Annotated in this window: 24 protein-coding genes and 4 pseudogenes; 16 read left to right on the forward strand and 12 right to left on the reverse strand. The window is 42.2% G+C overall.

The window, feature by feature from the left end:
* Positions 1 to 237 precede the first annotated feature (237 nt).
* Positions 238 to 891, forward strand: a complete 654-nt coding sequence (locus CS022_RS03820; RefSeq protein WP_129121176.1) for an MBL fold metallo-hydrolase — start codon at positions 238 to 240, stop codon at positions 889 to 891.
* Here CS022_RS03820 and CS022_RS03825 read toward each other — a convergent pair.
* Positions 854 to 1,597, reverse strand: a complete 744-nt coding sequence (locus CS022_RS03825) for a DUF2982 domain-containing protein (RefSeq protein WP_235869238.1) — start codon at positions 1,595 to 1,597, stop codon at positions 854 to 856. The two genes, CS022_RS03820 and CS022_RS03825, sit on opposite strands and share 38 nt — an antisense overlap.
* Positions 1,598 to 1,830: 233 nt before the next feature.
* Between CS022_RS03825 and CS022_RS03830 the strand changes: the two genes are divergently transcribed.
* Both CS022_RS03830 and CS022_RS03835 read left to right on the forward strand, forming a co-directional pair.
* Positions 1,831 to 2,205, forward strand: coding sequence for a MarR family transcriptional regulator (locus CS022_RS03830; RefSeq protein ID WP_129121177.1), 375 nt, complete (start codon positions 1,831 to 1,833; stop codon positions 2,203 to 2,205).
* A gap of 263 nt (positions 2,206 to 2,468) precedes the next feature.
* Positions 2,469 to 2,873, forward strand: coding sequence for a hypothetical protein (locus tag CS022_RS03835; protein WP_129121178.1), 405 nt, complete (start codon positions 2,469 to 2,471; stop codon positions 2,871 to 2,873).
* A 32-nt stretch (positions 2,874 to 2,905) separates the two neighbouring features.
* On the opposite strand, the gene CS022_RS03840 is transcribed toward CS022_RS03835, so the two are convergent.
* Positions 2,906 to 3,355, reverse strand: coding sequence for a hypothetical protein (locus tag CS022_RS03840; RefSeq protein WP_129121179.1), 450 nt, complete (start codon positions 3,353 to 3,355; stop codon positions 2,906 to 2,908).
* A gap of 213 nt (positions 3,356 to 3,568) precedes the next feature.
* Here CS022_RS03840 and CS022_RS03845 point away from each other — a divergent pair.
* Positions 3,569 to 4,205 (forward strand): annotated as a pseudogene (locus CS022_RS03845) (thiopurine S-methyltransferase).
* 53 nt (positions 4,206 to 4,258) lie between these two features.
* Here CS022_RS03845 and CS022_RS03850 read toward each other — a convergent pair.
* From CS022_RS03850 to sbcB, 6 genes are all read right to left on the reverse strand, one after another.
* Positions 4,259 to 4,804 carry a phosphatase PAP2 family protein gene (locus tag CS022_RS03850; RefSeq protein WP_129121180.1) on the reverse strand — a complete coding sequence of 182 codons (546 nt, stop codon included), beginning with the start codon at positions 4,802 to 4,804 and terminating at the stop codon, positions 4,259 to 4,261.
* Positions 4,805 to 5,383: 579 nt separating this feature from the next.
* Entirely contained in the window at positions 5,384 to 6,271 is an 888-nt protein-coding gene (cdd, locus tag CS022_RS03855) for a cytidine deaminase (RefSeq protein ID WP_129121181.1), read from the reverse strand.
* A gap of 149 nt (positions 6,272 to 6,420) precedes the next feature.
* Entirely contained in the window at positions 6,421 to 7,107 is a 687-nt protein-coding gene (locus CS022_RS03860) for an LrgB family protein (protein WP_129121182.1), read from the reverse strand.
* Positions 7,107 to 7,466 carry a CidA/LrgA family protein gene (locus CS022_RS03865; protein ID WP_161569554.1) on the reverse strand — a complete coding sequence of 120 codons (360 nt, stop codon included), beginning with the start codon at positions 7,464 to 7,466 and terminating at the stop codon, positions 7,107 to 7,109. Before CS022_RS03865 ends, CS022_RS03860 begins: the two co-directional genes overlap by 1 nt.
* 81 nt (positions 7,467 to 7,547) lie before the next feature.
* Positions 7,548 to 8,054 carry a winged helix-turn-helix domain-containing protein gene (locus tag CS022_RS03870; protein ID WP_235869239.1) on the reverse strand — a complete coding sequence of 169 codons (507 nt, stop codon included), beginning with the start codon at positions 8,052 to 8,054 and terminating at the stop codon, positions 7,548 to 7,550.
* A gap of 133 nt (positions 8,055 to 8,187) precedes the next feature.
* Positions 8,188 to 9,612, reverse strand: coding sequence for an exodeoxyribonuclease I (gene sbcB / locus CS022_RS03875; RefSeq protein ID WP_129121184.1), 1,425 nt, complete (start codon positions 9,610 to 9,612; stop codon positions 8,188 to 8,190).
* A 247-nt stretch (positions 9,613 to 9,859) separates the two neighbouring features.
* Here sbcB and CS022_RS27610 point away from each other — a divergent pair.
* A pseudogene (locus tag CS022_RS27610) lies at positions 9,860 to 10,021 on the forward strand (Arm DNA-binding domain-containing protein); the annotation flags it as partial.
* The gene (locus CS022_RS03880; protein WP_235869240.1) at positions 10,001 to 10,648 is read left to right on the forward strand and encodes a tyrosine-type recombinase/integrase; all 648 of its coding nucleotides are present in this window, start codon (positions 10,001 to 10,003) and stop codon (positions 10,646 to 10,648) included. The pseudogene CS022_RS27610 and the gene CS022_RS03880, both read left to right, overlap by 21 nt.
* 87 nt (positions 10,649 to 10,735) lie before the next feature.
* Here CS022_RS03880 and CS022_RS25870 read toward each other — a convergent pair whose 3' ends face one another.
* On the reverse strand, positions 10,736 to 10,882 hold the full coding sequence (locus CS022_RS25870; RefSeq protein ID WP_235869241.1) for a hypothetical protein: 147 nt from the start codon (positions 10,880 to 10,882) through the stop codon (positions 10,736 to 10,738).
* Between the two features lie 517 nt (positions 10,883 to 11,399).
* Between CS022_RS25870 and CS022_RS03885 the strand changes: the two genes are divergently transcribed.
* Together CS022_RS03885 and CS022_RS03890 are read left to right on the forward strand one after the other, a co-directional pair.
* Positions 11,400 to 12,761 (forward strand): hypothetical protein, encoded by a 1,362-nt coding sequence (locus CS022_RS03885; RefSeq protein ID WP_129121185.1) that lies wholly within the window; start codon positions 11,400 to 11,402, stop codon positions 12,759 to 12,761.
* 281 nt (positions 12,762 to 13,042) lie between these two features.
* Positions 13,043 to 13,726, forward strand: a complete 684-nt coding sequence (locus tag CS022_RS03890) for a hypothetical protein (RefSeq protein WP_129121186.1) — start codon at positions 13,043 to 13,045, stop codon at positions 13,724 to 13,726.
* Between the two features lie 372 nt (positions 13,727 to 14,098).
* Here the strand turns inward: CS022_RS03890 and CS022_RS03895 are convergent.
* Positions 14,099 to 14,308 (reverse strand): annotated as a pseudogene (locus tag CS022_RS03895) (DDE-type integrase/transposase/recombinase); the annotation flags it as partial.
* A 166-nt stretch (positions 14,309 to 14,474) separates the two neighbouring features.
* On the opposite strand from CS022_RS03895, the gene CS022_RS03900 reads away from it, so the two are divergent.
* The 5 genes from CS022_RS03900 to CS022_RS03920 all read left to right on the forward strand — a co-directional run bounded on the left by CS022_RS03900 (position 14,475) and on the right by CS022_RS03920 (position 18,862).
* Positions 14,475 to 14,897 carry a DinB family protein gene (locus CS022_RS03900; RefSeq protein ID WP_129121187.1) on the forward strand — a complete coding sequence of 141 codons (423 nt, stop codon included), beginning with the start codon at positions 14,475 to 14,477 and terminating at the stop codon, positions 14,895 to 14,897.
* Positions 14,898 to 15,115: 218 nt separating this feature from the next.
* On the forward strand, positions 15,116 to 15,592 hold the full coding sequence (locus CS022_RS03905; protein ID WP_129121188.1) for a hypothetical protein: 477 nt from the start codon (positions 15,116 to 15,118) through the stop codon (positions 15,590 to 15,592).
* Between the two features lie 155 nt (positions 15,593 to 15,747).
* Positions 15,748 to 16,803 carry an MBL fold metallo-hydrolase gene (locus tag CS022_RS03910; protein WP_408057210.1) on the forward strand — a complete coding sequence of 352 codons (1,056 nt, stop codon included), beginning with the start codon at positions 15,748 to 15,750 and terminating at the stop codon, positions 16,801 to 16,803.
* Positions 16,804 to 16,948: 145 nt separating this feature from the next.
* Complete coding sequence (locus CS022_RS03915; RefSeq protein ID WP_129121189.1) at positions 16,949 to 17,326, forward strand: GNAT family N-acetyltransferase; 378 nt, start codon at positions 16,949 to 16,951, stop codon at positions 17,324 to 17,326.
* A gap of 198 nt (positions 17,327 to 17,524) precedes the next feature.
* Positions 17,525 to 18,862: an MATE family efflux transporter gene (locus CS022_RS03920; RefSeq protein ID WP_129121190.1), complete on the forward strand. Its 1,338-nt coding sequence runs from the start codon at positions 17,525 to 17,527 to the stop codon at positions 18,860 to 18,862.
* Positions 18,863 to 18,912: 50 nt separating this feature from the next.
* Here the strand turns inward: CS022_RS03920 and CS022_RS03925 are convergent, their stop codons facing one another.
* The gene (locus CS022_RS03925) at positions 18,913 to 19,698 is read right to left on the reverse strand and encodes a siderophore-interacting protein (protein WP_129121191.1); all 786 of its coding nucleotides are present in this window, start codon (positions 19,696 to 19,698) and stop codon (positions 18,913 to 18,915) included.
* Between the two features lie 261 nt (positions 19,699 to 19,959).
* On the opposite strand from CS022_RS03925, the gene CS022_RS03930 reads away from it, so the two are divergent.
* Together CS022_RS03930 and CS022_RS03935 are read left to right on the forward strand one after the other, a co-directional pair.
* Entirely contained in the window at positions 19,960 to 20,748 is a 789-nt protein-coding gene (locus CS022_RS03930; protein ID WP_161569555.1) for a hypothetical protein, read from the forward strand.
* Between the two features lie 125 nt (positions 20,749 to 20,873).
* Positions 20,874 to 21,716, forward strand: coding sequence for a TauD/TfdA dioxygenase family protein (locus CS022_RS03935; protein ID WP_201746203.1), 843 nt, complete (start codon positions 20,874 to 20,876; stop codon positions 21,714 to 21,716).
* 25 nt (positions 21,717 to 21,741) lie between these two features.
* Here the strand turns inward: CS022_RS03935 and CS022_RS03940 are convergent, their stop codons facing one another.
* Entirely contained in the window at positions 21,742 to 22,317 is a 576-nt protein-coding gene (locus tag CS022_RS03940; RefSeq protein ID WP_201746204.1) for a nucleotidyltransferase family protein, read from the reverse strand.
* Between the two features lie 619 nt (positions 22,318 to 22,936).
* On the opposite strand from CS022_RS03940, the pseudogene CS022_RS03945 reads away from it, so the two are divergent.
* Positions 22,937 to 24,303, forward strand: a pseudogene (locus CS022_RS03945) (peptide ABC transporter substrate-binding protein).

Consider the following 24,303-nt stretch of genomic DNA (forward strand, 5'->3'; position numbering starts at 1 on the left):
TATCGATCCATTAAATGACTAAGCAATTCATTGATAGCCTGATTTATTTGGTGATCGGGTTATCAATCGATTACAAACTAACCGTTTGATATGAAGAAAAAGGGTCAATGAGGTGAAGGAACTATTGCAGCTCGTTGTTAGTTTTGTGACAAGCTAATGAGGTAGGGGAGGACGGATAAAGGCTAACCTGTTATTCTCACTTTCATATTTTTGTTTTTATATTTCTTGGAAATTAAGATGGCATTGAAGTACGAAGTCATCCCTGTGACGGGCTTTCAACAGAACTGTTCAATCATTTGGTGTGACAAAACAAACGAAGCAGCAATTGTTGACCCCGGTGGCGATGTTTCTTTGTTGCTGGCAAAAGTGAAGGAACTTGGTGTTGAGGTAAAGCGAGTATTGCTGACTCACGGACACTTGGATCATGTTGGCGGCACCATGGCTATTTCATCCACTTTTAACGTCCCTGTCTGGGGCCCAGAGAAAGAGGATGAATTCTGGCTGCAGGCGTTGCCATCGCAAAGCCAAATGTTTGGTTTTGAACATACCGATGCGTTTACTCCAGATCGTTGGTTTGAAGACGGCGATGAAGTGACTGTGGGTGAGAGTGTACTCACTGTTATCCATGCTCCGGGTCATACGCCAGGACATATTGTCTTTGTTAGTCTTGAAGATCGTCTTGCGTGGGTTGGTGACGTGCTGTTTTACGGTAGCATAGGAAGAACCGATTTTCCGAAAGGTGATCATGCGACATTGATCAGTTCAATAAGAGATAAGTTACTTCCTCTGGGGGATGATATTGCGTTTATTCCTGGGCACGGGCCGCAATCAACATTCGGTAACGAAAGAGAGTTTAATCCATACGTTGCTGATGGGTTGCCAACGCCTTAAGCCGCTCAACTTCGTCTTCTGGAATACTGTCTAGGCCCGCCGATGCCGCAAGATAGCGGCGGGTTAAACCTACGAAGTCGTTTAGAGGCCGATCAAGAAAATCCTCACTGACGAAAATGTCGTAGCCCAACAAAGTGCGAGTGTAGACCATACGATTTGCCAGCATGGCAACAAGCCCATGGTACTCTTTACCGTCGGCACTTACGTAGGGTTTGTCGTCAAAAATCATGTCCTCTATTTCTTTCTTACTATCTTCTTCTCGAAAACGATAAGCGCTAAGTAATAATCCCCTTTGCTCCATAATGATGCCGCTGGCGAGCCGAAAGCTGATGCTATCAAGAAAGGCACCGTAATCTTTGATTCTTATGCCCATCCAAGGCAGGGGGTGGTTCCATCCTTCTTTAGAAATACTTGGAACACCGACTTCGCTGATGTCTGTCCACCTGACACTCCAACCGCCTTTTTGTGTGTGATGCTGGAGGTGCATTTGAGAGAATGAAAAAGCTAAATTGGATTGGTTTAGGGTGTGAATGAGGTAAGTGGCGAGAGCTGTGACCAATAAAATGACAATCAAACCTGTTGCAAAGGAAATCTCAGGGTTGGTTAAGACGAAAAGAAGAGCGGCGATACAAACAGTGACGATGACTGCTGATAAAGTGCGGGATCGTTGTCCTTGTCTATGAAATATATGCAATGCTCTACTCAACGTATCGTCCTTTACTCATTGCTACTGAAAAGAAGAAAAAGTGGATCACCTTAACCAGTATGATGTATCACCTCGTTTGAGTGGGTCGAAAATAAAACGATAATGTGTAGTTTATCGATTAGTCCCCGTTTTACACTATGACTTCGAGCTGTTTTTTGCTATAAAAGCCGACTTGTTTTAGACCCCGCTGCATTCAGAATACTGAAGGTAGTGCAACGGAGTAGGACGATTTAATGAAAATCTCTCACAAACGTAAAGTTCAGCTCAAACTGAAAAAGCGCATTCTGACCACCACTTCTGTGACTGCTGCGCCTAAAGTCAAAACTGTTAAAGCGGCACCAGTTGCTGAGAAAAAAGCAGTTTCAGATACAACAGTTGTAAAGAAAGTGGTTGCTGATTTGGCCCTAACGCCAAAGCAGCAACAAGTTTTAGACATTGTTCGTGGAAGCCCTGAGGGTATTAACCCAAAGGGTATCGGCCTTGAAGCCGGCCAGGAGGATGGCAAAGCTGCTTCCTGGGCTACTGGCGCTCTAAAAAAACTTGCCGAAGGCGGTATGGTTGAGCGTGTTCAGTTAGCGGGCAATAAAGTGATTTACAAAGCACTTTAAGCCACTGATAGCTAACAAACAAAAACCAGCATATGTTGCTGGTTTTTGTTTTTCTAGCCCTTCACAACGATTGCCGATTTATATCACCCTGTGAGAATTAATCATTGTTCTCGCGTCGCTTCCCATTTTTGACACGCCAACAAGCTGCACATTGCCTATCTTTACAGATGGCAAATAGGTACAGCATCTTAGATGTACGTCGCCCGTCGACACCACAATGAAGACATTATGCTTTTGTTTCAATCAGTTGAGGTAGTGGAATATTGGGTACGAAAAACGATAGATTGCTTAGCAAAAAGCTCAATTTTGATTACTCACACTTTCTGTGTCGAGAACAACGTGATGAACAATGGTACTTCTCAGACATTTTAAGTCGCCCAATCAAACAATGGCTATTTGATTTTCAGCAAGACAGTAGTAAAGAAACAAGACTCTGTTTAGAAGATAGTTTTTATGAAGCAATGTCACCGCAGTTTAGCGACGTCGATAACATCAGCAGACTGATTGATATCGCTAGGCGCCAAGGGATAGATAAAGTGTATGTGAAACTCCCTTATCCGCTAGATGATGAACAAATTCAAGAGGTGTCCAAAAATACAACGAGCAGAGTTTCACACATCAAGGGAGATATCGACACTCTCTCGATATCAATATTACCTGTCGATTAGCACAGCGATGCCTTTACCACATGGAGAGTGGTTCAGTGCACAAGCTGATTTGTATCTTCAACGATTAGAACGTTTGTCACACTGCCAGAATCTGTTGTTGCCAGATGAGCAAAATCCTGCGTGTTGCCGAATACGATGATTGTTTCCGATGTACCCGCACTGATGGCTCTTTCTAGCATGCTGACCTTGTCTTGACGAGGATGCTTTCTTGCAATCCTGACTCTGCTGCAGTTTATACCCGCTTCTTCGAGTACGTGCTTGCAGAAACTTTCTGTCGGCTCAATCACTGTTATCCATTGTCTTGAATCTTCTGACGATATGATTGTTTTCATTTGGCCAATCAGCATTTCAGCATTTTTTATGCTGGCAATCATGTCCTTCACATCGTGCTTGCGTTCATGAGTTCTCAGTTGTGGTAAGTCGGTGCAACGTGAACCAAAGTGAATTGAACAAAATGTATTAGAAATTGTTTGGCGATTCATAGTTTAGTCCTGTTTACTCATCCAGTGCTGTATGCCTATACAGTAGTTTGTTTAGCTGGCTATTTCAATCATCTGAACGATCATTCCGCGATCTTATTCAAACTAAACCATGCTCTGTTTTCATTTCTAACATTTCGTCGTAGCTAAATTGCGCTTATTCCGAGCACAAGTAACTGATATGATCCGAGAAAACAAATTGAGTGAGATATAGCCGTGGATGCAGAATTTTGGCATAGCCGTTGGGCAGAAAATCGTATTGGATTTCACAGTGATGAAACGCATCCGTCCTTACAGCGTTTTTGGCCTGCGATAAATCCAAGGAGGGAAGAACGTGTATTTGTACCTATGTGCGGTAAGTCAGTCGACTTAACTTGGCTTGCACAAAATCATGAGGAGGTTGTAGGCGTAGAGCTGAGTGATATCGCTGTGCGCACTTATTTTTCAGAGCACCTTTATACGCCTATGGTCTCGACTCTACCGGGTGGGCACGTGCTTTATCAGTTCGATGAAGTCAGCATTTTTTGTGGTGACTATTTTACGTCTCCAGTTGGCCAGTTTTCACTTGTATATGATCGCGCAGCTGATAGCGATGCCTGAAACGATGAGAAGACGCTATGTTGATAGGTTACTGTCAGTTGTGGAGTCAGGAGGAAGGATTCTGTTGATCACTCTCGATTACGATCAGAGCGAAATGTCTGGCCCTCCGTTCAGTGTTGACCAAACGGAAGTGCAGCAATTGTTTTCATCATGCGACGTGACGCTGCTGGACACAGACAACAGTGCGAAGCCACCAAAGAGTAAATCGGCGAGTCGATTTTGTGAGCAAGTATGGGCAATCACGAAAAGATGACACGCAACAAAAAAAGCCACTCGAAGAGTGGCTTTTTTTGTTGGTTAAGCAAACTAAAACTTAACGCTCGCTGTCAGACCAACCTGATCGCCGTTGATATAAGGCATCACATACGTATCAGTTAACGAATAGCCCATTTCAGTTACAGCGTATTGTATACCTGTAGCCAATGCCGCGCCTGCAGCAACATCACGCCAGTAGTGACGCTTAGCATCAACACGGGAATATCCAACTAACGCTGTCAATGCGTATGCAGGTACACCATATTCCCAGCCGTAGCGGAATTGAAGGTAAGCGGCGCCTTGGGCGGCTGCAGAAGTATGGCCTGATGGGAATGAATTATTCTCACTTCCGTCTGGACGTGGTGCGTGAACAACCGCTTTCAAAGTGTGTGTCGCTGCAGCAGTGTACACAGCACCCTCTGCTAGCTGAAAGAAACCTTCGGTATCGTTTTTCAATAAGGAAATAATTCCGGCGCCAACAGGGACAGCGATTTGGGTGATATCGCCGACGGTTGTTAGATTATCACTTTTTGCATGAGCAACCGGAGCAACGGCCATAGATACAGCTAGCGTCGCTGCGACAAATGAATTACGCATTTTATTACCTCAAGAGCACTACTATGTTTTGAGCGGCAGTGGAGAATTCTTAGATGACTGAATTTTTCATTTCCAACTTAACAATGTAAGCCGTGAAACTATGACGAGAACTATACATTTTACGCCAACATATTTCGAGTCAAAAAATAATATTTAGACTCAGATCTAAAAAAATAAAATACACCGTTTTATAAAAATTAGATTAACTTTAGATAAGAAGTAGTGGTTTAATTTGTTGTAAGATTCAGATTTATAAGAATTTTTTAATTATCACGCTGGGTCTGATTTCACCTCAGTTAGCTAATGCCTGTGATAAATTAAATTCATGCGAAATTTTTAATATAATTTAAAGACAATTTAATTTCGTCAAAATATTGACTAAATAGTAACGGGGATAATGATGTGAGTGACAAAGATAGAGAGGGCGTAAATAGTTTTTTTAGGCAGATGTTAATAACTATACAACGTAATTTTAACTTTATTCATTTTTACGCTTAGTGAGATATTCGACAGTGAGCTTTCTACTTAATCTTTGGGGGCACTGACGCTTTCAGTTGATTACCGAAAGCGTCATTTATGCTAAATAGGCTGGTAAGTGAGTGTAATGTCTGGGTTGATGGCTTCGAGTGTTGCCTGAGTATCCGCAAGATGACTCATTGAACTGATTGATAATTCGACCAAAGCAGCATCAGTGATATCACTCAGTTTTTCAGATGCCATATTCATATTAATCAATGCAACCTGAAGAGGAGGGAGGCTTGGGTTAAACGCTGCATTCTCAGCATACATTCCCTTGTAAATTCGCCCTGATGTTGTCCGAAGCGCAACACCACTGTGGTTATGGCTATATGGCGCATGACTTCCATTGGTTGCTTCAAGGGCGGCATTTATAAGTGGGTCGTCCTCTCTGGCAACAAGACCATGGTTAACAGGTGTCATCAATCCGTCTTCTATACCTAAATCAGCAGGCCCAAACGCATCGGGTAGGAAAGTGTGCAAAGACTTCTCCTCTATATTAGGCAGTTGGACTTGTAACTCTTTTGCTGTCGTCAATTCATTCATAAATTGTCGGCAGTGGCCACATGGACTGTAGTTGACTGTGATGTCTTTGAGGCCTTTTTCCCCTCGTGACCACGCATGTGCAATTGCAGACTGCTCGGCATGAATTGTCTGGCCGAGCTGAACACCATTTATTTCAAAGTTGGCACCGAAATAGAGTGTTCCAGAGAGGCCACGTGCGATTGCACCGACATGAAATTGAGAGATAGGGGCGATTGAATATGCAGCTGCAACTGGCAAGAGCGCCAGCCTTAATTCACTATCGGAAAGTCCTGACTTGACTAACATCTCCTGAAAACAGGCATCACTAATACTTGCTTTAAAATCAGGTTTGGAGAAGATATTTGTGAGCGCATCTCTAAGAGGCGCCGGTAATGAAGCGATAGCATTACGTAAGCTGGATCGCATAATCAGTTCCGTTCAAGCACTATGGCAGGTCATTCTAGCCCTATTCGAAAGAATAAATAAACAATTTATGTCACAACAAATATGTAATGGACATGTTTGCTTTGCAAGTTGAAGTGAGCTCACATGATTTCGATTACATGTTAACCAGTTCACATAGGCGTAGTTGCGAACCAAGTAAATAGGGCAAAAAATAGGGGTGCCAAGAGCGAAGTAATTACGCCGCAGAGTACCAGAGCAAGTGAACTCATTGCTCCCTCTCTATAGTCTTGTTCCGATGCTTTGGCAGTGCCAATTGCATGCGATACTGCACCGATAGCCAGACCTCGTGCAAGCGGTGACTTTACCTTCAAGAAGTTCATCAACGGATAACCCAATATTGCACCTACTAGACCTGCAACGATAACTAATGCTGATGTGATGGACGCTACACCACCTATGTGTTCTGAAACACTAAGAGCGAAGGGCGTTGAAATTGATTTCGGCAGTACGCTGGCCATGATGACGAGATCGTCGCTCCCTATCAGTGCCAGCCCCGCACCGATAAAAATAGATAAAATACTGCCACTGAGACATGCAGTGAAAATGACTTTCCAATATCTTCTGATTGTCCCGAGTTGTTCATAGACGGGATAAGCCATTGCAACCACAGCGGGACCAAGTAACGCATGTAGAATTTGATTTTCGTGGAAGTATTCCGCATAGCTTGTATCGGTCATTGTAAGGGACGTCATCAGCACGATCAGACACAGGAAAATAGGGTTACAGAGGGGATGTCGTATCCATGTGGCAATTTTTCTCGCCAAAAAATACACCACAATGGTGAGAAGCAGCCACATTACTTTTTCTCCGACGACTTGCTCTGAACAAGCTTGTCGATAAATACAGCGATGATTGCCATAACAGCAAGTGTGCTGAACACTGTTGAACCAATGAGTGACATAAAATGGTGTTGCAAAGTATTGAAGTGATTAATCAGTCCCATCGATGCTGGGACGAAAAAAAGTGGCATCACACCGATAAGGAAAATACAGCCTTGCTTCACCATCCTTGCCTTAATAACACCGCTACTAAGCAGCAAAAGCATAGACAACATACCAATAATGCTCCCGGGAATCGGTAAACTGAGTCGTTCGGTAAGGAAACTACCAAATAGGTAACACAACCCGATCACGACAAAGCCTAGTATTTTGTCCATGACGAAATCCACCTCAAAAGAAAAGGCGGTCATTCTAAAGAGAAATGACCGCCTTTCATAGATGGTTTGATCAATAAAACGTCAGATTGTATGCAAGGTGTAGAGTAAGAAGCCAAATATGCCCACACACATGACAACTGCACTGGCTCGGCCGAAAATGTTCGGCGTTTGTTCTTCATCTTCTTGCGGCGCAGCAAGCGCGAGATCTACAGATTCCGCTTGCTCATCAGAAATCTCAGCGGGCGTTTGATTCTTTTGGTATGTTCTTTGTGGTAGAGATACTCGGTATCCAAAATCACCTACCATATCGAGTGGAAGCACTTTTTCTCCGTCTCGATATGATTTACCTAGCAATGAACACAGCGTGTTCTGATGTTGAGAGTAGGACGCATCAGACAACGTTGTCGAAGCAAATAAGACCCTCGAAGATATGACTTCTCCAGCATGATGACAGAGCATCTCTAGCAGACGGCATTCTTCATACGACAAATTTGTTACGCTGCTGTCAGTCCAAATCAAAGAGCGGCTTTCAGGCTCAAAAACAACGCCCGAGAAGCGGTAGCAGCGGCTATTTACTTTTGTTGTCATCGGCTCGTCCCATTCTCAAGTGCGTTTATTAAAAGTGTGGACGCAATTCACAAAAATTCAAATGAATAAAGTGAGAAATTTATGAACTTTCTTTACCTTAAGACACGGAAATATGGATGGTTTTTCAGGCAAACTAACTGACTAGAGACTCAATATAATGATAAACTGATTTAAGTACCGCCATCTTTTTCTCGTCCCCCTGATGTTGCTCACCCAACTGCTCTAGACTCGCCATAAGTGCAGGCAGATTCTCTTCAAAATAATCCCTTCTGTGGAAATGCCACTTTCGCTGCTCAGAATCACTCAAGGTCCAAGGGAAATTTCGTGCGCGGTAGCGAAAGAGCAATGGTGCGATTCGACTGTCTGAGACATTTAGTTCGAAGGCGGCAAGGTTTTCCGGTGATGTTTGACGAACAATTTCCATCGTTGAACGATCAGCAGGAGAAAAAAATCCTTCATACAACATGCTGTCTATATTATTAGACGTTTTATAATTTTCATCTGTCACAAAAATCTTTAAAAGTTTTTCTCGAATTTCTGGTTGGGATTGTATTAGTTTGAGGTTCTCAAGACATTTTTGCCTGTCGATACCCAACCGCTCTGCGTCTTCAGGCCTCAGCGTTTTTGCTTCAGAGAGCACCGGGCACTTGTTGATATGAACAAGTTTGATTGGCACAGGTAATTCGTCAGGGCCTAGGTCTTCACGTTTTGTATAGAGGCGCTCCTTGAGCGCCTGAGCGTCTAATTCAAAGAGAGGTGAAGGGTCTTGAGCAAGGTCGATAGTAATGACTGCATTTTTATTTTCAGGATGCCAGGCAGCCGGCACGATCCAGCTTGTATTGCTCCGGTTTACACCAAACATACCCGATACATGCACCAATGGTTTCATATTCACCACGTCAATCATTGATGTCAGCTTGTTTTTATTTCTATGTTGATAGAGGTAATCAAACAGTCGCGGTTGCGCTTTTTTAAACAGCTTCGCCATTTCAATAGTTGCGATTACATCTGCCATCGCATCATGCGCGTTACTGTGTTCGATGCCGTTTGCGACAGATAGTTTTTCTAGCTTAAAACTGATTTTGCCTTCATCATCCAAAGGCCATTGAATGCCTTCTGGACGCAACGCATAACAAGCTCGCAAGGCATCAAGTAAATCCCAACGCGAGTTGCCGTTTTGCCAACTCCAACCGTACGGATCAAAGAAGTTACGATATAGCGTATATCGGGTTACTTCATCATCAAACCGGATATTGTTATAACCAATTGCACACGTCCCAGGAAGAGATAACTGCTCGTGGATCTTCGCAATGAACTCGGGTTCTGGAAGACCTTTAGAGACAGCTGTTTGTGGGGTAATGCCCGTTATCAAACATGCTTCAGGGTTGGGTAGGTAATCATTAGGAGGCTGGCAATAGATGACTAATGGCTCACCAATTATGTTGAAATCCATATCGGTTCTAACGCCCGCAAACTGACAAGGCCTGTCTAATGCCGGGCTGGTACCAAACGTTTCGTAATCAAAGAAGAAGAATGTAGGTTGATCTGAATTATTCATAGGTCGAAAAAGGTAACCTGCAAAAGAGGCTTAACCCCTTATAAATTAATGGTTTGCTGTACGCTAAGGTGTCATTTTTACAGCAACGAAATTGATGAAACCCGTTTAATCATTGATATTTACGTCCAATGATGTACCCAAATTTGAAAAGTGGTGCGTCCAAATGATTCGAGGCTATCTCTGTGAGTTTATAAGAGCCATATCAAAATCAGAAAGCTATGATGCGGCCTTTTGATTAAAAGACGGAAATGGCTTAGTTGCTATTGTTTCGCCGAAAGCCTTAGTCACTTTTCAATATCGATGCAGATTCAATGGCATCAATCAAAGGTTTAGATTCGGGAAGTATCCGATAGTTAACCTCAAGGATGCAAGACAAATCCATAAGCGCATGGTTGAGTTGAGAGAAGAGGTTAAGAACCCAGAAATTGCCCTCACCGGAGATAATGAATTCACCACTCTGGATGATTGTGTAAACTACTGGCTAGAACCCACAGTAGTTCATCTGAAAAAGGGTACCCAAGAGCTTTATAAGTCCTTCGCTAAAAACTACTACCTCAACGTTTTTCCTGACAAAGATGTTGAAAAGATAAGTCCGCGAGAGTGGATGGAATGGTTCGACAAGATTTCCGAACACAATCGTAAATTTGCTAACTCCGCGTTCTCCAAGCTTCGCTCCTGTCTGAACTTCTGCAAGAGCAAATTCATCATCAACGGTACTAAGCTTGAAATGCTTCGCCAACAAGATGTGGGCATACCGTCGGAAAAGGGAAGTAGGGTATTGCGTTGGCATGAACTAGCTAAGATTTGGATAGCCATAGAGAGAAGCCAAGCGAGCACTGCGAACAAATCACTGCATCAGCTCACCATGTTGATAGGAAATCGACTATCAGAGCTTAGGCTGGCTAAAAGAAGCCATTTTGATCTAGAAACAGGCATTTGGACGGTGCCAAAAGAGATAAGCAAGATGGGGAATGAAATTCGGCGCCCAATCCCACCGGTGGCTAAGCCAATCATCGAGAGATTAATGATGGCTTGAGATGACTATTTGTTCCCCGGCCAAAACTTCAATATTCCTATCACTATCTCTGGCGCCAATCGATATATCCGAAGAATAAGAGAGTCACTAGATATAGAGGATTGGCGCACCCATGATTTCCGCCGCCCATACCTGAGAATAACTCAGCGGCTTGTGCCCACGCGACGCCATCACTGGCACCGCCGCCAAGACTGAACAGACCAACCCAATACCTATACCAACAAACGTTTTCATCGTTTTTCCTTTTCCTTGATAAATAAAACAACCACCTGAGGGTGGTTAACAGAAATCTAGACATTTACCGCCCAAGGATACGTCACAAAGTGTGAAGTGTTAATTGCAGTTTGTAATTATTTATTGTGTGTTTAGTAGCTGTTTTTGCAGGTTTTTATGGGTAGATGATAGTCAGCATGTTCTGGGATGAGGTTTTCGAGTGATGTACGGTTTATTGGTGTAATGATGTGTAATTAACTAGGCATTGATTTGGGTTAATAGTTAAGGCGTCTTCAGACAAAACAAAGGGAACTGACATGAGCGAAGCAGTTTGATTATGGGGTAATTGAACGCTTTGTAAAAAGCAATAGCCACCCATCAGTTGGTTTCATTCTTGCTAGCTCCAGATATTTTCCGCCAACAGATGACGAGATTACCCTGTATCTATTGAGTTTCACATTGCGTTGTAAAGGTCAATCTACGTGAACCGAAAGATTATCATCATTGGATAAAACACTAGGAAATGAGGAACAAAAAATTGGGACAAGATACATCTGAAAAACAATCCAAGAAGTTTAACTTTACTTATGTTCCCGTTGTAGCCAATGGAGCTGCACTAAAAAATGACGCCGTAAAGGCTGTTCATGAAGCATATAAAAATGGTGGAGACTCTACATCTAAACTTCATAATCTAGTCAAAAACTCGAAGAATGACCTGAGTGATCTGCTAACCGTTATGCGAAAGGGTAATGATCAAGACTGGATTGACGGTGAGGTAGATGGAATGCCTGCCCGCTACATACAAGATGGGGATTGTTATTGCTCGTTTGTTACCTCTAAATTAGATGATGAATTGGCTAAAGTCGTTGGTGCAGACAAGGTTCACCATAATCGCGTTATTCACGTACAGTTTTCTTCTAGTTCTGGGCTTACTTGGTACCAGAAGTACCTTATTGAGGGTGGAGTTGACCTTGGTCTCAGTATTGCCGCAGAAAAATTACTGTTAGCCGGCGCCAAAATGTTTATTAATAAAATGAGTCGTTTGTTTGCTAATGATCGGATTCAACCTGGCATGCGAGAAATTGAACTCCAAAATATCGTACACGAAGATTTACATGCGCCACAGGGCTTAGAGGCAATTGAGCCCGATCAAGGGGCTTTACAGGATTTGTATCAAGAACTCGATGTTGCGGGAATTGAAATTGAGTTTGATTTAGAAGAAACGTTGATGGCTCAACTATTAAATGGTGCTGCATTTGGTGGAGAGCTAATAGTCGTAGCGGTTATAGCAATTGTAATTGATCTTTTAATCAATCAGCTATTTAAAGAATACCACTTTAGTTTTGAAGTTTATAATATTACTTCGAAACCTCTGACTGATCTTGGTTTCCCATATATGGATAACGTTGATAAATCAGCAGCAAAAGGCACATCTACAAATGTACTTGGACCTGCAACCATAGGAAATCCTCAGTGCTCTCCGATACCAGGATTTAAGACTAATGAACCTATTATTTCTATCGCTTCATATTATATGGTGAACGATAGTACCTTTTTTGAAGGATTAGGTATGATTTTTAATGCTAACTTGGATATTAAAAATATCAGTAATGTGTGTGCTGTTGCTGATATTCCTAGATTTTCCGACAACTCGATTTCAGCTCTATTTAACGTAGATAAGGAAAAATTTGAAAGCACATATAAACATCAAGAGGGAGCTAATAAGGTTCTCAGAGTCGAAAAAAATTGTGATGATTTTTCAGTTGTTATGACAATGAGTAAATTGTCTGGTGCTGATGAAAACAGCTATTGCTCGAATCTTTTTATCACTGATAACAACACAATGAATGATCTTCTTGCATACATAGAGAAGACCGAGGAAAAAGAACCCGTCACTTAACATTTTAGAGTTTTTTAGGTTTATAGAAAAGCCTTGCTTTTGGCCGGGGCTTGTTTGTTTGAGACACTTAGCCAACCTATACCGTGTTAGAGCTCTCCTAGAATGTTCGGAGCGTCTTCACTATTAGGTATATAAATCTATCTGGATAGTAATGTGAAGCAACCACACTGATTTTGATTTCATCTTTTTTCGACTCAAACCAATTTAATGAATTGAAATTATTAATAAATTGAGATTTATGTGTATGTTCAACGGTTGAGATTTTACTGCAAAGAGAATATATGACCAAGTTACTAAAAGTTGATAGCGCGATCCTCCTAGCCATCATAACTGTCTTTTTTTACCTTGTTGGTACCACTGGCTACCACGGGTATATTAACTCGATGGGGTTAGAATCGAGCCTGCTAGAAAAAAGCTATCGTGAGATTTTATATAAAGGATTATTGATATTTTTAGATTCATATATGGACCTTAATAACTACATCTATATATTAACCGCAGTTATTATATCAATGTTATTTATCCATGGAATGGCGTTGAAATATCTAAGTTCTCTTAAATTAAAATACTTTAATTTTTCAAAAGAAGCTGGGAAAAATACGATTTATGAAGGTGGAAAAAATGTTTTAAATACGGTTTTTCCTATTCTAATTGTATCTCTTTTAGTAGTGTTACTATTTTCTTACTTAGTCCATGTACATAAGGTAAATAACTTTAGTGCCAAGAGTACGATTAGTAACCATATCGATAATAGCTTTGAAAAACCAAGGCAGATTAATATTAAATTAGATGGAAAGAAACGGAAGATGACTCTTCTAGTTTGTGGCTCTAGTAATTGTGCTGCTATTGAAAATGATACTAATATAATATTTTATTTTCCAACAAGTATAGAGTTTAATCATATCCATGGACCAGAAATACTAAGCTACAAAATTGCAGCTGTTGATAAAGATGTAACCGAGTAAATTTACTACTTATCTTAATTTTATAAGCCCCAGCTAAAAGCTGGGGCTATCTTACAATTCATTTATATATTGCTATTTTTTAGTTTGTCTTCCAATGCCCTGTCCTCCAAGGAAACACACAATCGCAAGAAATATTTTTTCCGCCATAGATTAATTTTCTTTGTGGACGGCATAAAAGACTAAAAGTAAGATTACAATAACGATGTTAATTGAATAGTTGACAGTGGGTACATCCGCCAGTCACATGATATTACCAGAATAAGAGTAATGAGATTAAGATTAATCAATTACTTCCTCAATTTACATTGATATGGGCTAGTCAACCGAACTGAGTTGAATCCAAAAAATAGGTTAGACTCGCTCCCAATCTATTGGCGAGCGACGCCAAATTGCCATCAACAGAGCATCCAGAGCCAATTCTTTCGTTATTCGGCTTTTCATCGACCAACCAATCACACGCCTTCAGAACAAATCAATGACAATGGCCAGATATAATCAGCCTCCATACGTCATAATGTACGTTATGTCTGTTACCCATGACTGATTAGACTCTATAAGATTGAACGTCCGTGCCAGCTTATTGAAGGCTATTCACCTTTTTTAATCGTGTCAGTATCAGAGAACTCGACTCAAAACCAAATCTAGGTGTCACTCGTAAAGTGTCATCCAACTACCAATAATATCTCGTCGATTACTGTGTTATCACGCATGATTTGATTGATATTAAGAGATGCATTGAGATGTAAGAATGAGAGATACAGTCGTTAAAAACATCCGCCAAAGATTTAGAAGTTACTCCTTGTTGTTTGAACAAATTGCAGAGGACTCTCTGACGTTGCAATTGCCTGTTGCTATGAGCAAATCGGTTGGTGAGCACATGTGGTGTATCGTTGGCGCGAGGGAAAGTTATACTCGGGCTTTGCTGAATGGTAAATGGGATGGTTTTGCCTGCTCACTCAAATCAGATTCCAATTACTCAGAGATCAAAAAGGCATTAGACGATTCGTCACGCAGTTTCGATGATGCTCTTGCAGCAGTAAAGGTATGGACAGAAGAACGAGATGACTTACTCGTCCACTTACTCGAACATGAAACCATGCACGAAGGACAACTCATTCGACATCTTTACGCTTTGGGAGAAACTGTTCCATCTTCGATCAAGTGGGCATAGGTGAATGATTGGCTTTTCCCATGTTTCGTTCGTCCATCAACAACCCATTCATCAAAGTGAAATTTAGAGGCATATCTCAACTTATTGCTTCCAACCTTTGACACTAAAGACTCATATCCGCGCAAAAAGTATTATGGTTGGTACCTAAAACCCTACGCACTCAAGTTTATATAGCTAGGTGTGGCCGGATGTTTCTCTTTACTCTATAGGTACACCAAATGAAACTTGCAGGAATTTTGCTTTCCACGGCTATGGGGCTCGGTGCCTTTTCCGGCTCTGCCGCCGCGACAGAACACAACTTCGGATTGGGGATGGGTTCTAACTTCAACGGTGTTGGTGCGTATTATGGCATGAATGTGTCAGATGCGATGGTTTACGCATCAGCGGGTTGTTTGGCATTGGTTCAAACATCAGGTAACGACTTTAATTCGGATTGCGGAGTGGGTGCTGGCTATTTGAATACCGCACTTCTTTTCCCCGGTGAAGGAAAACACGCTGTCGGTGTCCATGTTGGTTCAGGTTATAACACGGTTAATGACGACAGTGAGTTTCAAGTCTTCGTTGCACCACAATATGTCTATTACGTTAATGGGCAGAACAAACCGGGTGCTCAGTTCGGAGGCTCAGTCATGCTGGCTGAAACTGACGGAGATATCGTTGAATCTCTAATGTTGAATATGGGTTATCAATTCTAACAGCGTCTATCTTTGTGAACTCATAGAAAGCCTCACTTTGTGAGGTTTTTTTCTTCTTGTCTCCTCGACTATCTTATTCGCATCTTTGATTAATTCCTTTCTGTTTAATTGCGATAACCTTAGCGTCTAATGGAATGAAGAATACGCATTGGATGATGAAAATAAATTTGTGGCTATCACCTTGGCCAATGATGTCATGTGCATTGATGCTATTGACTGCCTGTTCAGCGAATACGTCAGATCAGAGGCAATACCCGGATGTTTTTATAAACACTGAATATGTAGAAAGACCGGGTGCTGGTTCGCTTCTCGCTGTTGCTAAAGACTACTTGTCTTCTGAACGTTTACGCCCCGAACCCATAAAACCTCTTCCCGTTCAGACAATCACAGCCGATCAGTTAACGGTAGAAAAACAGAATGTTGTGTACCGAATCGGTCACTCTACGTTGTTGCTAAAACTTGATGGGCAGTTAATCCTTACCGATCCCATGTTCAGCGAACGCGCATCGCCTTCCCAATGGGTTGGGCCAAAGCGTTTTCATCCCGTACCCATTCGTCCCGAGGACTTACCTCCCATTGATGTTGTCGTGATCAGTCATGATCATTATGACCATCTTGACCAAGGTTCCGTCGAAGCGCTTGCTGATAAAACTGCGGTGTTTTTAGTGCCATTAAAAGTCAAGCCTTACCTCGTCGAGTGGGGGGTGAGGCCGGATAAAATCATTGAGCTGAACTGGTGGGAATCGGTATCAGTTAAAAACACTGAATTTGTGCTGACGCCAGCGCAACACTTTTCGGGCAGGGGCGTGCTTAAAAAAGACAACACGCTTTGGGGGAGTTGGGTCATGCTCGGTGAAAATGCAAGGGTTTTCTTCAGTGGTGACTCTGGCTACTTTGGCGGCTTCAAAAGGATCGGAAAAAAATATGGTCCATTTGATCTGACGCTAATTGAAACAGGTGCTTACAATAGTCGTTGGCCTTTTGTTCATATGTTTCCTGAACAAAGCGTACAGGCGCATATTGACCTCAATGGTAAGGTCATGATGCCGATTCATAATTGTACATTTGATCTCTCTACACATGATTGGAATGAACCATTGTTAAAAGCTTTCCAAAGCAGTAAGAAGAGAGATGTAACCATGGTAGCGCCGCAGATGGGCGAGCGACTTGTCATTGGCGAAGCCCCACCGATATCAAGCTGGTGGAAATAACAGACATCAAACTTCGCAATTGATTTGGCTTATTAGCTAACTAATGCGCCATAAATATTGCGAAAGAAACTTGATTTCAATGCTAATTACTCTCAGGCCGTGACTATTTCGTGTACTGTGAAGTAAACACCTACTCGTCATAATCATGAACCAAAACATAATAAAACTGAACCACAGAAATCATTCTGTTGCGTCCGACATTCTCGAGCTCTCACTTCAGTCATATCGTATTGAATGTGACTTGTTGGGGTTAGAAACATTCCCTCCGCTCAATGAATCAACTGATGACATTGAGAAAAGTGAAGGAATTTTCTGGGGCCTCTACGTTGAAAATACGTTAGTGGCAGTACTAGAAATATCCACTCTTGTATTGGAGCGCAATACAAATGCCAAAAACATTGATCGTTTAGTGGTATCGCCTGAACACTTCCGTCGTGGGTTTGGTCAGGCTATGCTCAGGTTCTGCTGCGGAGCGCGAGGCGTCTATTCTGTGTCAACGGGGAGGGTAATCTTCCTGCAGTGAGGCTTTACGAGAACTATGGGTTTGCATTGCAATCAAAACGTCAGTTGTCCGCCAATCTCACCATTTCCACTTTCCAAAAAGTGGTGGCATAAAAAAACGTTAAAGTAGCAAGAATTATCAATTATTTATGACCGAATAATGATAGCTTTTATTACGTTTGATTCTGTTTCTGTAAAAATGAGCGGTGAGAGAGAGTAAATGGATGCTTCAGGTTCAACGTTATCTAAATTTTTAAAAACTGCAATTCCTATTATCATTGGTACCTTGATTGTCGGTATTAACAATGTTGCTGACGGTATTTTTATCAGTCGATGGGTCGGCCCAACTGCGATGGGGGCAGTAACTGTTGTTCTACCTCTTCAACTTCTTATCGCAGCCATTGCAACAATGCTCTCAGCAGGAATGGCTGCAGCAATGAGCAAGCTGATCGGGCAAACAAACCTAAAACAAGCAGGAGAGACTGCGGGCCATACCATTCAATTTGGTATAGTGTTTTCGATCATATTCACTGTCGCTGGGATGTTTTTTCTCCCTGAAGTCCTCACTGCTATGTCAATCGAACCTGTGTTCTATGATTTTGCTGTTGAATATGCCAAACCGATCTTAATTGCTTCATCAGTTTTCTTTTTATTGCCAATATTGGCTGACTTTTATCGCGCTGAGGGTAAGGTGCAAATAATGATGATGATCCTTTTGTCATCGTCATTACTAAATATCTTGTTCAACTTCCTTTTTGTCACTGTTCTTGGCTGGGGTGTAACAGGTGCATCCTATGCAACGATCATCGCGGGTCTTATATCATCACTGATTGCTTTGGCTATGTATATGCGTGGCAAAGCAAACACCCAAATCCTTTTTTCATTTAACGTATTCGCATGGCCTGCGATTATGTTTTTAGGTTTCCCAACCTTGGTTGCGCAGATTGGGGTTGCCATTCAAACGTTCTTGGTGAATACGCAATTCTTACAATACGGCCACGAGAACTGGGTCATTGCTTACGGTGTGATCGGCCGATTATCTGTATTCATGATTCTCCCTGTTGTAGCAATGCTGATCGCTTTTCAAACCTTGTGCGGGTTCAGCCTTGGTGCAAAGCAATACGATGAGGTGAAAGCATTGATCAAAGTCGCCTTCTGCACCATGACAGTTTTTGCGTCGGGTTCAACCATACTGGTACTGTTCTTTCCTGAAGCATTAATGCGGCTGTTCATTGAGGAGGAGGCGCTGATTCAATACGGTGTCGACTTTGTTCATTATTGTATCTGGGGGCTTCCACTAATTGGGGTTGGCATGTTGGCGACAGGCTTCTACCAAGCAAATGGGCAGGCGAGGATGGCTACATTTTTCAGTAGTCTCCGGGTAATTTGCTTGTTTGTTCCACTTTCTCTGATACTGCCGGAATTGTTAGGTTTGAAAGGTGTATTTATCGCCATTGTGGCGGCGGATGTGATTGCTGCGGTGCTTACTATTGTAATTGTCCAATATCAGTATAAAAAGTATGTATCTAATTCACTCGACGTCGCTGTCGTTAGCTAACCATCATAGTAAAGCGGCTTGACCATAGTCATGGTCAAGCCAATGTTTCATTAGGCGTCTGCTAATGCTTTTTGGTCTTCCATATCCTGTCGCTTGATGACTTTATGGCCGTCTTCAGTGACACCACTTTTCCAATAGCTACTGATATAGATATTGTTTCTATCTACATCCTTCTCGTTTCTGAAGTAGTTTCTTAGGTCTCTCATGTCATCAAATTCGCAAGCTGTCCAGACGGACACTGTCCCTTCAAGCCATGGCATTGACCGAACTTGTTCAGAGAGATACTGTCCTTCTGTAAGCCAAACAACGGTCATACCATCTGGAGCAGAAAGCGGCTGAATATCTTCCTCTGTTAATACCTTTATTACCGCAAACCCCTTTGCATTTTTGGGTAACTGCTTAATCTTGGCCGTAAGTGCCGGTAAAGCGGTCATGTCGGCGGCGAGTGCGAACCAGTCGGCTTCGAGGTTTAAGCTCTGAATTAAGCCTGGACCAGCGATATTGATGGTTTCACCCGCTCTTACATTTTGCGCCCAACGCGCTGCGAATCCACAGCTGTGATCATCAATTTCATGACGGACAAAATCGACGTCTATTTGTCCTTGATTCTTGTTATACGACCGAATCGTGTAGGTACGCATAACAGGCCTTTGCTCTGCCTGTATGCATTCGCTGATATCCGTTCCACCTTGCTTATTGAACAGAAACTTTATATAGCCACCCTCACAATCGTCGGGAAAAGAGACAAGATCTTCACCGCGTAACGTTACGCGGTGCATGTTTGGTGTGATGGTGTCATTTGAAATAACAGTAACTTCTGAATAGTACTTCGACATAGATAAATTCTTGCAAATGATAATTATTATCAAAATACTATCAAAAATAATTGATTCGGGGTAGCCAATGAGATGTTTTTGGACTTTCCTCATTGTGATAACCGGACAGGGTCACATTCTAGACCCAATGTGTATTTCACTCTCGATGGCTTGATGTGCATGGTGGCATTAAACAAATTGTTAAATGGTATGTTTTCAGTGGAAATTTGCAGGAGATCAGGTTCGCAGTTAAATCAATAGAATAAAGCGATATGAAGGTAGATGGATAAAAAACTGCCTACTATATTCAACAGGCTGCCGTACGATTATTACAGAAATATGTTTCGGTTTTTACTGCGTTATTTATACGCCTTTAAAACAACACTTCCTTATGCTTTAGCCAATTGGCTTTTGGGGTTACATATGAAAAGACATCTTGTTCTCGCTTCCGCTCCCATTTTCTTTGTGCTGTCACAACCTGCTTTCGCCCTTGAGTCTAAAGCGGGATGGGAGGTATCTCTTGGGTTGGGTTATGTGCATAACGCGAAAGAGAAGATTGAAATTGAGAGAGAGGGTAAATCAAACATTATTTTCTCCGATGCAAAGTTTAAATCGACCGCATTAGAAGTCCCAATTTATTACTCATTAAAAGCAGGAAGGTGGGATAACTCATCAGCGTTTGAAGTTGAGTTCATTCACAACAAGCTTTTTATTGCACCTGAAAACTTAAGTCATGGGGTGAATCACTTTGAGATCAGTCATGGGTTTAATTTGGTGTATGTGAACTATGCTGTCGAAATGAACAACTGGATCGCAAGAGGTGGTGTGGGGCCTGTAATAGCCAGTCCGACTATATCGATTGATGGCGTTGAATCCAGTGAAGATTATCAGCTTGCTGGTATAACGACCCAGTTTGGCCTAGAGCGAGAGTTGCTGGCAGTTGACAGTTTTTCCTTGGGTGTCGAAGGCAAGGTTTCCTATTCATACACCAAACTGGACCTAGATGATGGTTCAGTGACGGTACCAAACACCGCCCTTCATCTTTTATTTAACCTGAAATACATGCTGTGATGTCAACATGATGCTCTTTCCATAGGTAGAGAGCATCACTATTCGATGTTGAAATTATTTCTGTGTTTGTCTTTCTGTTATCTTTAGCTCATCAAAAAACTAAGCGGTTAGCCTTGAGGATACATGTGATTAGCATAACCCCTTTGACAACTCACATTGGTGCTGAGATATCTGGTATTAAATTAACAGATGTGAATCATGATCAATTTACCCAAATCTACGCTGCATTCCTCAAATATAAAGTGATTTTTTTTAGAGATCAGTCTTTGACGCCAGAGCAGCAACTTGTATTTGCTGCACGGTTTGGAGAAATCGAAAAGCCTCATCCATTCTTTCCTCATGCTGAAGGCGCACCTCAGGTAAGTGTTATTGAGACGACGAGAGGAAACCCTCCGGGAGAAAGCTTTTGGCATACCGATATGACTTGGCAAAAATCCCCACCGAAATGTTCTATTTTGTACGGAGAAATTATTCCACCTGAGGGCGGAGATACAATTTGGGCGTCAATGGAGGCTGCGTTTGAACATTTATCTTTTGAGATGCAGCAAAAGCTTCTCGGACAACTTGCTACACACGGCCTTCATGCGTTTGAAGGGAGTCGCTATGATGATATTGATGCAGAGGGCAAGAGCAGTGTGGTTGAGAAATCAAAATCAATCGAATCAGTGCTGCACCCATTGATATCAAAGCACCCAGAAACTGGCCTGCTCAGTTTATATATAAACGAGCAATTTACGCTCAAGATTGAAGGAACGAACGAAACAAAGGACAGTAAACTGCTTAGCGATCTTTTCAGTCACGCGAGAAATCAAAAGTTTCAAGTCAGATTTAGCTGGCAAAAAGGCAGTGTAGCGATTTGGGATAACCGATGCACACAGCACTTTGCCGTCACAGATTACGGCGATACACCGCGTCGTCTTCATCGAGTGACAGTGATTGGTGATGAAATTTTTCCTCCTCAAGGATAATTTCTTCTGATGAAGTTTTTTGCTGCTAGTCCTTGAACACTAATTTTGGCCATTTTTTAAACCAACCTTTATCAGCAGCACGATTTTTCGCTGTATTTAGTTCGGGATGCTTACTATTGATGGTTACTGTTGTGTTGACTAATAGTGGGAGTGCAAACGGCGAAATGATTTCAATTTCTTGACGATGATTGATTTTAGCTCCTATTGCTGTTTCAACCTCAGGCCAGTAGCTCATCGCATCTACAACAGAGTGATAAGGTTTTACACCAATTTTCTTATGCATTCTGGCTTGGTTTTTCACCGACCAAGGGTGGTTACTCATAGAGCGCAAGACATGTTCAAAATCGCGGTCTCTCTCTTCGGATATTACGCCAGCGTCATAGTAAATTAAGTCAATGTCTTCCAGTGCTGAGGCGTATTCAAATCCATGCAGTGTATCCCAAATGAGATTTCTGACAAATCCTGCAGCAAGACACCATTGCGGTAAATCGAGTTTGGCAGCCGTTCTGAGTGCATGCATTCTTTCATCATCATTATGAAGCCAGCGTGTCAGTTTTTCTTCTAATGCTAAAGTTGTATTCAAATCTCGGTGTTCCATCATGCTATTTACCTACACTTTTTAAACATATTCTCGGTTAATTATTCACCAAGCCAGAATAAATAGGGCCTGTAGGGCTTTTTCTATGTGACGTTAAACCTCTTGAAATCACAATGAAATCATTTCAATTTTTTGGAGCAACTTCATGGTTTCATTTGATACTATATGAAGTCGCACCGATTTCTGACCTATTCCCACTCGACAATCCTCGTAATCTTTAAGATAACAACTGGGTAACATTTGCTGTGGCTGCGGTTGGATACGCACCCACAGAGCAAACCAACATGTTCATCTATTAAAACAACGGGAATAAAACCCGCACAATAGGGAAGTGAAAATGAAAAAAACTTTGATTGCATTAGCGATGGCTGCGCCACTGGCTATGGGTAGCGCTGCGGCGATGGCTGATACGCTGAAAATCGGTATGTCACAGTACCCAGAAAATCTGCATCCAACTTTGAACAACAGTGTGGCAGGTACTTATGTTCTTTCCTCAGTTTTACGAAGCGGTGTTGTATTCAACCCGGAGTGGGCACATGAGTGTCTTGCGTGTTTAGACGTTCCTACTTTCGAGAATGGGTTAGCTGAGCGTGTGAAAGTAAATGGTAAAGATGGCGTCAAAATGACTGTCACATTGCCAGATGATCTCTACTGGGGCGATGGCACACCTGTCACATCTAAAGATGCTGTTCTGGCGAGCGAGATTGCTAAAGATGCACGTGTACAGGGTAACCCGGGTGTATCTAACGCGAAGAAAGTGGAAAAAGTTGTTGTTCTCGATGAGAAGCGTTTCGAAGTTTACATGAACGTTGTTGATTACCAATACAGCACTTACGTGCCTGGGCTAATTCCTGATCATGTTGAGGGTGAACTTTATCGTAATGACCCGACTAGCTATCACAAAACGAGTAAATATCTAACTGCTCCAACCACTGCTGGATTGTATAATGGCCCATACATCCTAAAAGATGTTCAAACGGGTACTTTGGTAAAAGCAGTTAAGAACCCTCATTGGAAAGGCAAACAGTCAGACTTTGACGACTTGTTGTTTAAGATCGTAACTGATACATCTGCATTGGAAGCAAACCTACTTTCTGGTTCTGTTGATTACATCGCGGGTGAAATTGGCTTGACGCTTGACCAAGCATTGCAGTTCGAGAAGCGTCATGGCAGCAAATACAACGTTGTACACCAACCAGGTTTATTGTACGAGCACCTTGACACGAACCTAAGTAACGAACACTTGGCTATAAAGGAAGTGCGTAAAGCGCTAATGCATGCATGAACCGAGAAGAGTTGGTTGAGCAACTCTTCGGTGGTCAACAGCCTGTTGCTCACAGTAGCGCGAGTCCACTTGATGTGGTTTACACTGATGATGTGGCAAAATACGACTACAACCCAGAAAAAGCAAAAGAGTTGCTAAGTAAAGCTGGCTACAGTCTTAAAGGCGGTAAGATGGTCAACAAAGAGGGCAAAGCCCTCGAGTTTGACCTGATGACAACTGCTGGCAACAAGACCCGCGAACTTGTTCAGCAAGTTCTTCAATCACAATGGAAAAAAGTCGGTATTACCGCAAATATCAAGAACCAAACAGCGCGTGTATTCTTCGGTGAGACCCTGCCGAATGGTGACCACAACGGTTTAGCTATGTTCGCTTGGGCTTCATCACCTGAGAGCAATCCGAAGTATATGGTTCACTCAGTAAATATCCCATCTGAGGCCAATGGTAAGAGTGGTGGTAACTACTCTGGTTATAACAACCCTGTCATGGATAAACTGACTGTGCAGATCGAAACAGAGCTGGATGCTGAGAAGCGTGCTGAGCTGTTCGCCGAAGTGCAGAAAATCTATGCAGACGACCTACCAGTACTGCCACTTTACTTCCGTTCTAACAGTTACGTGATGCCAAAATGGCTGAAGGGTGTACAACCTACTGGCCACCAGTTTGCCTCTACAAACTGGGTAGAAAACTGGACGTCTAAGAAGTAA

Source organism: Veronia nyctiphanis (assembly GCF_004116385.1).
Lineage (GTDB): Bacteria > Pseudomonadota > Gammaproteobacteria > Enterobacterales > Vibrionaceae > Veronia > Veronia nyctiphanis.

Coding starts and splice junctions, on each gene's coding strand:
- CS022_RS03820 (WP_129121176.1), top strand. CDS start 238: ATGGCATTGAAGTACGAAGTCATCCCTGTGACGGGCTTTCAACAGAAC.
- CS022_RS03830 (WP_129121177.1), top strand. CDS start 1,831: ATGAAAATCTCTCACAAACGTAAAGTTCAGCTCAAACTGAAAAAGCGC.
- CS022_RS03840 (WP_129121179.1), bottom strand. CDS start 3,355: ATGAATCGCCAAACAATTTCTAATACATTTTGTTCAATTCACTTTGGT.
- CS022_RS03850 (WP_129121180.1), bottom strand. CDS start 4,804: ATGCGTAATTCATTTGTCGCAGCGACGCTAGCTGTATCTATGGCCGTT.
- cdd (WP_129121181.1), bottom strand. CDS start 6,271: ATGCGATCCAGCTTACGTAATGCTATCGCTTCATTACCGGCGCCTCTT.
- CS022_RS03860 (WP_129121182.1), bottom strand. CDS start 7,107: ATGTGGCTGCTTCTCACCATTGTGGTGTATTTTTTGGCGAGAAAAATT.
- CS022_RS03865 (WP_161569554.1), bottom strand. CDS start 7,466: ATGGACAAAATACTAGGCTTTGTCGTGATCGGGTTGTGTTACCTATTT.
- CS022_RS03870 (WP_235869239.1), bottom strand. CDS start 8,054: ATGACAACAAAAGTAAATAGCCGCTGCTACCGCTTCTCGGGCGTTGTT.
- sbcB (WP_129121184.1), bottom strand. CDS start 9,612: ATGAATAATTCAGATCAACCTACATTCTTCTTCTTTGATTACGAAACG.
- CS022_RS03880 (WP_235869240.1), top strand. CDS start 10,001: ATGGTTGAGTTGAGAGAAGAGGTTAAGAACCCAGAAATTGCCCTCACC.
- CS022_RS25870 (WP_235869241.1), bottom strand. CDS start 10,882: ATGAAAACGTTTGTTGGTATAGGTATTGGGTTGGTCTGTTCAGTCTTG.
- CS022_RS03890 (WP_129121186.1), top strand. CDS start 13,043: ATGACCAAGTTACTAAAAGTTGATAGCGCGATCCTCCTAGCCATCATA.
- CS022_RS03900 (WP_129121187.1), top strand. CDS start 14,475: ATGAGAGATACAGTCGTTAAAAACATCCGCCAAAGATTTAGAAGTTAC.
- CS022_RS03905 (WP_129121188.1), top strand. CDS start 15,116: ATGAAACTTGCAGGAATTTTGCTTTCCACGGCTATGGGGCTCGGTGCC.
- CS022_RS03910 (WP_408057210.1), top strand. CDS start 15,748: ATGAAAATAAATTTGTGGCTATCACCTTGGCCAATGATGTCATGTGCA.
- CS022_RS03915 (WP_129121189.1), top strand. CDS start 16,949: ATGAACCAAAACATAATAAAACTGAACCACAGAAATCATTCTGTTGCG.
- CS022_RS03920 (WP_129121190.1), top strand. CDS start 17,525: ATGGATGCTTCAGGTTCAACGTTATCTAAATTTTTAAAAACTGCAATT.
- CS022_RS03925 (WP_129121191.1), bottom strand. CDS start 19,698: ATGTCGAAGTACTATTCAGAAGTTACTGTTATTTCAAATGACACCATC.
- CS022_RS03930 (WP_161569555.1), top strand. CDS start 19,960: ATGGATAAAAAACTGCCTACTATATTCAACAGGCTGCCGTACGATTAT.
- CS022_RS03940 (WP_201746204.1), bottom strand. CDS start 22,317: ATGATGGAACACCGAGATTTGAATACAACTTTAGCATTAGAAGAAAAA.